Origin of the sequence: Mesonia profundi (assembly GCF_031085155.1) — a bacterium.
Classification (GTDB): domain Bacteria; phylum Bacteroidota; class Bacteroidia; order Flavobacteriales; family Flavobacteriaceae; genus Mesonia; species Mesonia profundi.
In genome coordinates this window covers 8458-18912 of record NZ_JAVHUL010000046.1, presented here as the reverse complement: position 1 = coordinate 18912, position 10455 = coordinate 8458, and the positions used below count along the sequence as shown (strand labels likewise).

The 10455-nt window shown below is 37.2% G+C and carries 9 protein-coding genes; 4 read left to right on the top strand and 5 right to left on the bottom strand.

The genetic code is table 11. The features are described 5' to 3' along the window. Positions 1–52: 52 nt before the first annotated feature. Positions 53–334, bottom strand: a complete 282-nt coding sequence (locus RBU60_RS12940; RefSeq protein WP_308865472.1) for a transposase — start codon at positions 332–334, stop codon at positions 53–55. A gap of 126 nt (positions 335–460) precedes the next feature. Here RBU60_RS12940 and RBU60_RS12935 point away from each other — a divergent pair, with 126 nt between their 5' ends. After that, positions 461–985: a 1-acyl-sn-glycerol-3-phosphate acyltransferase gene (locus tag RBU60_RS12935; RefSeq protein WP_308865471.1), complete on the top strand. Its 525-nt coding sequence runs from the start codon at positions 461–463 to the stop codon at positions 983–985. On the opposite strand, the gene RBU60_RS12930 is transcribed toward RBU60_RS12935, so the two are convergent. Next, positions 982–1449, bottom strand: coding sequence for a hemerythrin domain-containing protein (locus tag RBU60_RS12930; protein WP_308865470.1), 468 nt, complete (start codon positions 1447–1449; stop codon positions 982–984). The two genes, RBU60_RS12935 and RBU60_RS12930, sit on opposite strands and share 4 nt — an antisense overlap. Before the next feature lie 389 nt (positions 1450–1838). Next, entirely contained in the window at positions 1839–1988 is a 150-nt protein-coding gene (locus RBU60_RS12925) for a hypothetical protein (protein ID WP_308865469.1), read from the bottom strand. A 219-nt stretch (positions 1989–2207) separates the two neighbouring features. Between RBU60_RS12925 and RBU60_RS12920 the strand changes: the two genes are divergently transcribed. The 3 genes from RBU60_RS12920 to RBU60_RS12910 all read left to right on the top strand — a co-directional run bounded on the left by RBU60_RS12920 (position 2208) and on the right by RBU60_RS12910 (position 7011). Next, the gene (locus RBU60_RS12920) at positions 2208–2678 is read left to right on the top strand and encodes a DUF3575 domain-containing protein (protein ID WP_407660209.1); all 471 of its coding nucleotides are present in this window, start codon (positions 2208–2210) and stop codon (positions 2676–2678) included. Positions 2679–2762: 84 nt separating this feature from the next. Further along, positions 2763–3971 (top strand): exonuclease SbcCD subunit D C-terminal domain-containing protein, encoded by a 1209-nt coding sequence (locus RBU60_RS12915; RefSeq protein WP_308865467.1) that lies wholly within the window; start codon positions 2763–2765, stop codon positions 3969–3971. Positions 3972–3984: 13 nt separating this feature from the next. Further along, a complete protein-coding gene (locus RBU60_RS12910; RefSeq protein WP_308865466.1) occupies positions 3985–7011 on the top strand; it encodes an SbcC/MukB-like Walker B domain-containing protein in 3027 nt (1008 codons plus the stop codon). Between the two features lie 103 nt (positions 7012–7114). Here RBU60_RS12910 and RBU60_RS12905 read toward each other — a convergent pair whose 3' ends face one another. Beyond that, complete coding sequence (locus tag RBU60_RS12905) at positions 7115–7792, bottom strand: M15 family metallopeptidase (RefSeq protein WP_308865465.1); 678 nt, start codon at positions 7790–7792, stop codon at positions 7115–7117. Position 7793: 1 nt separating this feature from the next. Then, complete coding sequence (locus RBU60_RS12900) at positions 7794–9956, bottom strand: M3 family metallopeptidase (protein ID WP_308865464.1); 2163 nt, start codon at positions 9954–9956, stop codon at positions 7794–7796. Positions 9957–10455 lie beyond the last annotated feature (499 nt).

Below are 10455 nucleotides of genomic sequence, written 5' to 3'. Positions count from 1 at the left end.
AATGGAACTAAAATTAAAAGGATTTTTTAACAAAGCGGCCTAATAAAATTAGTCACAAAATTACTAGGAAGTCCATTACTTTAGCTTCTAATTCAATGATTCTCTGTTCTGGTGTCTTTGCCATAGTGGTAACGGATAGGTTTTCCCAATCAAATGTACCATATTTTCTTAACCATTGCGTTATTGTAGATCTAGCTTGAATACCATATTTAAGATGAGCATCTAATCTATTGAGTCGTCCAGATTCAATATCTTCAACCAATTGAAGTTTAAAAGAAAGCGAATAATCTTTTTGGGTTTTCTTCTGGTACCCACTCTTTTCTGATGTTTTCATATACACCCGGTTTTTGTGTATCGCTATTTTAGGACGGGACAACTGAGAATAAGTAAAAAGCGAGAGTCAAAACTCTCGCTTTTTTTAGTTAAAAATTCCCTATTTTAGCTCGCTTAAAGCGAAATAATGACCCATTACATATTCACTAAACTATTAGGTTGGAAGCTGGAAGGCGCATTTGATCCGGCAATAAAGAAATCGGTGATTATTGTCGTTCCACATACCAGCTGGCATGATTTTTATCTTGGAGTATTAATTAGAAGTATTATAAAAATCCCTATTGATTTTATAGGAAAAAAAGAATTATTCCGTTGGCCTTTTGGTGCCTATTTTAGATGGATGGGAGGTACACCAATTGATAGAAGCGAAGGTCAGAATAAAGTGGAAGCCATTGCTCAAATTTTTGCAGAAAAAGAGGAATTTCGATTATCCTTAGCACCAGAAGGAACCCGAAAAAAAGTATTGAACTGGAAAACAGGATTTTATTACATCGCTCTAGCCGCAGAAGTTCCTATTATTCCGGTTAGTTTTGACTATGAAAGGAAAGTCGTTAAAATAGGACAAGCCTTCTACCCTACTGGGGATTATGAAAAAGACAGCAGACTTTTACAACTTTTTTTTAAAGGCGTAAAAGGAAAAGCAGACCTTTAATTTTCCCAAAAAGCATCGGTATACTCATCTGGTGTAGAAATTTGAAGATGTATTTCATCTATCTTTTCCATTTCACTAATAGTCGCCGCTTCTTGTATTTTATTAAACAAAGTCCGCTCTTCAAACCTAATATGATCTTTTAGTTTTTCTTCTAGAATGCTCAGGGACTTCGAAGGTTCTTTAGTGTCTTCAAAAAGCGCTTTAATTTCTTGATGTTCCTGTAAAGCTCTTTCTATTAGAGGATTTTCAGGTCCTAAAACTGGAAAGACGAATTCTTCTTCCAGTCTAAAATGAGGTTGAATTTCTTTCTCAAAAAACCAATCTGCATAAGCTTTCATTCTACTTATAGAAATTTCTTTAGCAAAACCTTTTCTTATTTTCCAAGAAAATAAAAGTCCAAAATGGTGCTGTCTGCTTAAAGGTTGTAGCGCTTCGTGACGTTTTATGGGTTTTGGTTTTTCCATGGAGTTGTAGAGTTTATAGGTTTTAGGAGTTTAATTCTCATAAAAAACTAAGATAGCCATTATTCATGATTCAAAAAAAGAAGTGGTTCTTCTTCTATGCTAGAAATCGAGATTGACTTATTTAAAGAACATGCATAAAAATAGTCGCTACTTCCAATTTACTTTTTAGAGGTCAGTAGTTAGTTGCATAGATTACTGTTTAAGTATAAGCTATATGTCTGGTTGAGCGCAGTCGAAACCTACTTTTAATGTCCGAAAAGTTCTCGACTCCCCGCCAGAATGAAATCTTTCGGGCTGGCGCTCGAACTGACAATTGAATGTATTGTAAATATATTAAAATCAATACGTTAAATTACAGTAAAAGTAGGTATTTAACTACTAAACTCTATTTACTTTTTCTGTTTCATTTTTTCCACTAATTCTTTTAACTTCGCTTTTCTAGCTTCCTTTTCTTCACGGGCTTTATTCTTCTTACGATTCATAAGCTTAGTATGTTTCGCTTTATTCTTGGTGTTTTTTTCAGATCCAGATTTAGCCATCGAATGTAAATTAATATTTTAGTTTAATTTCCTTACAAATAAAAAGAAATAATAAAATAAACTTAGGATTTTAAGCAACTATTTATGAATATTTACATCTATAAGTTAATATGAATTAATCCATATTCAAGATTTAAAATATAATGAAAAAAATTCTACTCCTTAGTTTTGCGTTACTTTCTATGCAACAAATAATAGCCCAAGAAGATACTTTAGTCAATTCTTATAAAAAAGAACGAAGTCAAATTAAACGGTGTGATGCTCTTAATTGGCGCTTTTGAAGTTGCCTATGAACGAAGTTTAAATAACGACTCATCAGCTGGAATATCTGTTTTTATTCCTTTTGACAGAGAGGTTTTTAATGATGAATTAAACTTTTACGTTTCTCCTTATTATCGAGTTTATTTTAGTAAAAAATATGCCGCAGGCTTTTTTGTAGAAGGTTTTGGGATGTTTTCTTCTATGAAGATTGAAGAATATTACTATGCCCCCAATGGTGCCTTTTCATCTTATAGTGAAGAAAACTATTCAGATTTTGCTCTCGGTCTTGGGGTTGGCGGTAAATGGGTAACCAAAAGAGGAATTGTTTTTGAACTCGTAGGCGGTGTAGGAAGAAATCTTTTCAATACCGATGCCACCGACATTTCTATAGTAGGTAAGTTTGGTTTTAACTTGGGATATCGGTTTTAAAAAGCATTTTCTTATTTAATTCAATTCATTTTAGATTTGGATATTTACTTTGTAAATTGAACCTTCTATAATTTCTTTTATTTCATGAGAATTTTACACACTGCCGACTGGCATATTGGCAAGCGCCTGCACAAACATTATTTATATCAGGATTTTGATTTATTTATCGGTTGGCTTTGTGACCTCGTTCATCAAGAACAAATCGATGCGATCTTGGTTTCTGGAGATGTGTTTGATCTTGCTAACCCTTCCGCGGAAGCGAGAAAACAATACTTTCAGGCTTTAATCGCTTTAAAAAATTTAGACTGTCACTTGGTGATTACTGGCGGAAACCACGATTCTCCCAGTATGCTCGATGCCCCAAAAGATTTATTACTTGCGTTAGAAATGAATGTGATTGGCGGTTTGCCCGAAATGATACAAGATTGTATTATTCCTTTGCCCAACAAAGAAAATTCCGAAATCATCATCGCCGCTCTCCCCTATTTGCGAGATTCTGATGTGCGTTTGGCGAGCGAAGGCAACACTTACGAAGACCGATTGGCGGCAATAAGAAAAGGAATTCAAGCTAAATTTGATGAAGCCGCAGCTTATTGTGAACAAACTTACCCTCATATTCCAGCAATAGCGATGGGGCATTTATATGCTGCCGGCGTGAGTACATCAGAGAGTGAACGCGATATCCAAATTGGAAATCAAGCTGCCTTTAAAGCCGAGCAATTCAACACCTATTTTTCGTACATCGCGTTAGGACATATCCATCAGCCGCAACGGGTGAATGCACAAGTTCCCACATTTTACAGCGGTTCTCCCCTTATGCTTTCTTTTAGCGAACGCCAAGATGAAAAACGAGTGCTTCTCATCGATACCCAAAACGGATTTGAACCTGAAAGCATAGCAATTCCTCCATTTAGAAAACTTTTAAAAATTAGTGGAAGCTTAGAAGAACTTCAGCAGAAATTAGAAGTCCTTCAACATGAAGGTCAGTTAGACTCTTTAATTGAAGTAGAAATGAAGGAAGAGCAATACAGCACTCAAAAACTAGCACAATTAGATGAGTTGGTGAGCAACTTTAGCAAGGATCACCTAGAGATTATCAAATACCGTACGCAGTTTAAAGAGCAACAACAGCAAAGTAGCGCTGTGTTTGGCGCGCAGCAAAACTTGGAAGATCTAAAACCCAAAGAGGTCTTTGAGTCGTTATTAGAAAACGAAGCTTTTCTACCCGAAGAGCGCCAAGAACTCCTCCACACTTTTGATGAATTAAAAGAAATGCTAACCACCTCCGATTAAGCTTTGCTTCCCTATGAAAATTTTAAAACTTCAGTTTAAAAATATCAATTCTTTAAAAGGAGAACACGAGGTAGATTTTACCAAAGCTCCTTTTGTACAGAACAATTTATTTGCGATCACAGGACCTACAGGAAGCGGTAAAACCACGCTTTTGGATGTGATTTCTTTAGCACTTTTTAATCAAGTGCCGCGATTGGGAAGAATGAGCAATACCGAAGTAGTAAAAAAGGGAGCCATTCTTACCCGTAATCAGAGTGAAGCTTACGCGCAGGTGACCTATTCTTGCGCTCAGGGAAAGTTTTGTTCGCGTTGGGAAATTTCTACCGCCAGGACGGGAAATTTACGAGATTATCAAATGTTTCTATCTGATCTAGTCACAAATAGCTCTTTAGATTTAAAAAAGCTTGATGTTCCCACAAAAAATGAAGAACTCATCGGACTCAATTACGAGCAGTTTATCAAATCTGTTGTCTTGGCGCAGGGTGATTTTGCCAAGTTTTTGCAAGTAAAAAAAGATGAACGCGGCGAATTATTAGAAAAAATCACGGGCACTGGCATCTACCGTGAATTGGGGAAACTGGCGTATTTCACCTATAAGGAAATGGAAAAAGGGATCCACGAGCAAAAGATGAAAATCAATACCATCGAAGAGCAACTAATTCCTGAAAAGGAATATACCGAAAAATCCAGTCAGGCGAAAAATCAAAAAACGAATCAAGAGCAGTTACAAAAAAAGATAGCTTTGCTCCAACTTCAAATAAAAGACAAAAACGATTTAACGAAGCTTCTTGATGCCCAACAAGGATTGCTTCAACAGCAAGAAAAAAATAAGACGCAATGGCAAGACTTCGAAAAAGAGAAGGGTCTAGCTTTAAAAAAGCATCAAGATTTGCAAGGCTTTACGGAAGAAATTCATCAATGGAAAAATGATACGAAACAGCTGAATGATTTTCAGAAGAAAAAAGAGGCATACCAAAAAAGCTTACAAGAACTCAAAACCAAAATTCAAGAAAATAAGAACCGGTTTTTAAGGATCTTTGGTTTAGAAATTACAGATACCAATTTTCAAGAACGCCTAAATAATTACAAGCAAAAGCTACGCGCTTTATATGAAAAAAGAGGCTCAATCTTAAGTGAATACAAAGGATTGGGGAAGAATATAGGTTTGGAATTAAAAGAATTTCAAATAGAGCTGAATATCCAGAATCCCCAAGAAACGCTCCAGCAGGTTGAAAGGTTTATTCAGCAAAATAAAGAGGAGTCAGAAAGTCTTAAAACTCGTTATTCTTTTACGGATAGCACTTCGGTTGAATTGGAGCAGGAAAAAATTCAGCTTCAGCTAAAGCAAATCAGAACTGCAGAAAGATCTTCCTTAGAAATTGAAGAAATAAAGAAAGAGGTTGCTAAATTGACGAAAGAATTAACCGCCAATAAAGCTGACATTACCGATTTCCCTGTCCAAATAGAAGGTTTAGGGCAACAAGAAAAGTTATTATCAGCACAATTGGAGGCCAAGGAAAATGCCAAAAAAGTAGTTGATTTACAGAAAAAATTAGAAGATTACCGCAAAGATTTACAACCCGAAACTCCTTGTCCGCTTTGTGGTAGCGAAGAGCATCCTTATGCCACTCACCTACCCCAAACCGAGAATGATTTGGAATTAGGCATCAAAAAATTACGCAGTGATGTAAAAGAATGTCAGCAGCAGCTTACTAAAATAAAAACGCAACTCGAGGAGACTACCAAGAAGAACAAGCAGTTAGAAGAATCGATTTTAAGCTGGCAAGAGCAATTCAAAACGAAGAAAGAAAGCTATCAGAACGCATTTAGAGCGCATTTAAAACAATGGAAAGAACGCTCTTTTTCCGATTTGGAAGAAGAACTGAATGCGAAGTATAAAGCCTTACAAGAATTCGGGAAGTTGCAACAACACGAGCTGCAGCTAGAGAAAAACCGAAAAGCACTGCATGAGTTAGCAGACTTATTAGCTCAAGGAACTGAAGTAAAAGAGGCCATTAGGGAGCATTACCAAGGAGTGGATTTTGAAACGGAAATTAGTGATTTGGAGCAAGGGTATTTACGAACGCAACAAAATATAAGTTTGCTGAAAAAAAATAAGGCAGAAAATGAGAATGCCTTAAATCAACTGGACGGGCAGCATCAACATCGCTCTACCAATTTGTTAAACAATTTAACTCAACTGAAGTATTCCAGCATTTTTGAAGCCACAAAAAACCTGTTGCCACATCCGTTAGTGAATCAGTATCAAGAAGAAAAACAGCAACTTAAAAACTTAGAAATCAGTTTACAAACTCGATTAAAAGAGTCGAAGAAGCAAGAGGAGTCTTTGAACGAAAAAGTAGTTCAGCAAGCTTTATCCGAATTGGAAACTTCCTTAGAAACGCAACAAGTACAACTGCAAAAACTAGAAGAAGAACTCAGTGAGCTGCAACGTATCCTTAAAAACCAAGAGGAGTATCATATTACGATTAAGAAACTAAAAGAAAAAATAAGTGAGCAATTAAAAGTGAATAAGCGTTGGGAGATTTTAAACCAATTAATAGGCGATGCGAAAGGAAAGAAATTTAACGACTATGCGCAAGATTTAACCTTATCCCAATTGCTGATCCTAGCCAACAAGCGTTTAGTGCTACTCACCGACCGGTATAAAATGGACAAACCGCTAACCGATGAAGATGATAGTTTGGTGGCCATCGATGAACATATGGGCGGACAGCGAAGATCGGTGAAAACTTTATCTGGCGGAGAGACTTTTTTGCTGAGTTTAGCCTTGGCTTTAGCGCTATCTGATTTTGCTTCACGCAATGTAGAAATCAACAGTCTTTTTATAGACGAAGGTTTTGGTACCCTAGATCCTGAAACATTAGATCAGACTTTAGACACCTTGGAAGTTCTACAAGCCAAATCTTCAAAGATGATTGGTGTAATTAGTCACGTTGCGAGTCTAAAAGAACGCATCGCGACTCAAATTCAACTGAGTCAGAATGGGCAGGGATATAGTAGTTTGAAGGTGGTTTAGAATAGATTCTAGAAAATAGACGCTAGAATCTAGACTTAAATTTCAAATTCTCACATCAACACATTTTATAATCATCACATTTTCAAATTAGCAAATCACCACATTAGCGTATAGGGAAATCAAAATATGTATTTCGGAAAGGTTCGTTGTATAACGTATAATGCCACCATTCTTTGGGGTAAGCGATAAAGCCAAATTTTCGCATGCCTTGTTTTAACAACAAACGATTTTGCTTTTGTGCTTCGGTAATTTTTTGAGTATTGTGGTGAGAAATTGTTCCAAAGAAATCATACGGACTTCCCATATCCAGTTCTGCCCCTGTTTTTAAATCGATTAGAGTGAGGTCTAGTGTGCTCCCGCGCGAATGCCCAGATTGAGTAGAAATATAACCTAGTTTAAATAAATCCTTTTTCTGAAGTTTGGGATAAAATTCTTTTTTCATTAAGGTATCACTTGGATCCCGCGCCCAAGTTCTAAAATGATTTACCGCTGTTTGGGGTCTATAGGCGTCAAAAAACTTAAAGATATAGCCTTTCTTCAAGAAATACTGATAAGCTTTTTTTAGCTGAATTAAAGCCGGTTTGCTTAAGATGCCTTGAGGTGTTTCATAGCCATTTACTGGTTTTCCCGTGAAATTATGACTTCCCGCATAACGTATTTCTAAGACTAACAGCGGTAAAGAATCTGAAATATAACCGAAATCTTGCGGAATCCCATCAGTTTGAGCCATCGCTCCAAATCCGAGTAAAATTCCGCACAAGAATCCGATTAACTTTTTCATCTTATTTGTTCTCCTCTGTAGGAACTGGAAATCCACGATCGCGCATCAACGCATCAATATTGGCTTCTCTTCCTCTAAACTGCTGATAAGCTTCGGCAGGATCTACCGCATTTCTTGGTGCAAAAAGGTATTTCACCAACTTATCTGCCAATTCCTTATCGTAAAAACCGCCTGGTGCTTCCGCGAAAGCTTCCGCAGCATCTGCCGTAAGTACATCGGCCCATAAATAACCGTAATAACCGGCGGAATAACCTTCCCCTGCAAAAATATGTCCGAAATGTGGGGTACGGTGACGCATCACAATTTGCTCAGGTAATCCTAAACTTTCCAAAGTTTTCTTCTCAAATTCGGCTACATCAATATTTTCAGGATCGCTCGTATGCAATTTCATATCCATTAAAGCCGAAGCTAAAAACTCGGTAGTTCCAAAACCTTGATTAAAAGTCGCTGCTTTTTTAATTTTATTTACCAATTGCTGCGGAATCACCTCATCGGTTTTATAATGACGTAAAAACTGATTGATCACTTTATCTGTAGACAACCAACGCTCCAATAATTGCGACTGGAACTCAGTATAATCTCTTACTCCGCCATTTAATGTAGGATAATCTACCCGCGCAGAAAGAAAATGTAAGGCGTGTCCAAATTCGTGGAAAAAGGTTTCGGCATCATCCCAAGAAACCAATACTGGTTCCCCCGGAGCTGGTTTGATAAAATTGGAATTATTAGAAGCTAAAACCGGCTTATTCCCTCCAAGTTTAGTTTTGCTGCGGTAAGTCGTTGCCCAAGCTCCGCTTCGCTTTCCTTGTCTAGCATACGGATCTAAATACCACAAACCAACCATCTCTCCTGTTTGCTTTTGTGTCACTTCATAGACTTCTACATCTTGATGAAATACGGGAACACTTCCGTCGGTGATTTTAGAAAAATTATAATTAAACAACTCTCCTGCTGTGAAAAACAAAGCTTGTTTTAAATTGTCTAAAACCAAATATTCTTTGATTTCTTCACTGTCTAAATCGTATTTCTCTTTGCGTACTTTCTCGGCATAATAGCGGTAATCCCAAGGCTTAATACTTAGGTTGTCACCATTTCTATCGGCTACTTGTTGCATGTCAGCCACTTCCTCTTTGGCTCTTGCGACTGCGGCTGGCCAAACGGCTTCCATTAAATTCATCGGATTTTCTGGAGTCTTAGCCATTCGATCTTGTAAACGCCAAGACGCATAATTATCGAAACCTAACAGTCCTACGCGCTCATCGCGAAGTTTCAAAATTTTAGCAATCAGGTCTTTATTATCGTATTCATCATCGTTATCACCACGCGAATAGTAATTGTTCCATACTTTTTCTCGCAATTCCCGGTCGGTTGAATAGGTTAAAAAAGGATCCATCGAAGAACGCGTGTTCGTAATGGCATATTTTCCCTTTTCTCCGCGTTCCTCGGCTGCTGTAGCAGAAGCTTTACTAAACGATTCGGGTAAACCGCCCAATTGATTTTTGTTTAAATACACCACATAATTCTCCTCATCGGCGAGTACGTTGTTGGAAAAGTTGGTGTAGAGGTTGGAAAGTTCTTTTTCAATCTCGGCGTAGCGCGCTTTGTCTTCTTGAGACAGGTTGGCGCCATTCATCGTAAATCGCTCATAAATCAATTCGAGGGTACGCTGCTTTTGATCACTTAACGTCTCCTTTTGTGATTGATCGTAAACGCTTTTGATGCGCTGAAAGAGTTTCTCATTCTGTAAAATTTTAGACTGATACTCGGCTATCTTTGGAGCCAATTCTTTTTGAACAGCTCTAAATTCTTCTGAAGACTTATTGCTACTGTAAATTCCGTAGTAAGTAAAAGCGCGATCCAACGGCTTTCCAGCTTCTTCCATTGCTACAATGGTATTTTCAAAATTAGGTTCCGCTTCTTGTTTGCTGATGTCATCCAATTCTGCTAAATGTTTTTCCATTCCTTGAAGAATAGCGGGCTTTATTTTCCCCACTTCCATTTGATCAAAGGCGGGAACTCCTTCATAAGGTCCGTCCCATTTTTCTAACATTTGCGGCATATTTTGAGATTCTTGTGTGTTGGCGGTTTTTTTTTCGGGTTGATTTTGGCAGGCACTAAAAAGAATAAGAGCTGCTATTCCGAGGCTTCTTTTGGTTGTGTTCATAGTGTTTTTTACTGGCTTAAAGGTAAGGATTTTAAAGTGATAAGTGAAAAACTAAAAGTGAAAAGTGAGTATCAAATAGAGCATAGAAAATAGATGCTAGAGTCTAGACTTTTATTTGTTTATTGACAATCACGAAGAAAAGTAGTTTGAGCGGAATTATAGCGACCATGAGAAGTGAAAAGTTGGGAATAAAGGAATATTCAATACTCAATAAAGAATCATGAAGTACTTATAGCTTCGATACACCCCGAAGTTTCTGGGCTATCGAAAATCACTCAGCCGTCGTGAATCATTTTCAAATTGGCACATTGAAACATTTTCAAATTGGCACATTTTCAAATTAACACATCTTGAAATTGTCATATTTCCTACATGTGGCTTCGATACAATTTTCTTTGGAAAATCACTCAGCCGCCGTGAATCATTTTCAAATTGGCACATTTTCAAATTAACACATCTTGAAATTGTCATATTTCCTACATGTGGCTTCGATACAATT

Coding starts and splice junctions, on each gene's coding strand:
- RBU60_RS12935 (WP_308865471.1), top strand. CDS start 461: ATGACCCATTACATATTCACTAAACTATTAGGTTGGAAGCTGGAAGGC.
- RBU60_RS12900 (WP_308865464.1), bottom strand. CDS start 9,956: ATGAACACAACCAAAAGAAGCCTCGGAATAGCAGCTCTTATTCTTTTT.
- RBU60_RS12905 (WP_308865465.1), bottom strand. CDS start 7,792: ATGAAAAAGTTAATCGGATTCTTGTGCGGAATTTTACTCGGATTTGGA.
- RBU60_RS12915 (WP_308865467.1), top strand. CDS start 2,763: ATGAGAATTTTACACACTGCCGACTGGCATATTGGCAAGCGCCTGCAC.
- RBU60_RS12925 (WP_308865469.1), bottom strand. CDS start 1,988: ATGGCTAAATCTGGATCTGAAAAAAACACCAAGAATAAAGCGAAACAT.
- RBU60_RS12940 (WP_308865472.1), bottom strand. CDS start 334: ATGAAAACATCAGAAAAGAGTGGGTACCAGAAGAAAACCCAAAAAGAT.
- RBU60_RS12930 (WP_308865470.1), bottom strand. CDS start 1,449: ATGGAAAAACCAAAACCCATAAAACGTCACGAAGCGCTACAACCTTTA.
- RBU60_RS12910 (WP_308865466.1), top strand. CDS start 3,985: ATGAAAATTTTAAAACTTCAGTTTAAAAATATCAATTCTTTAAAAGGA.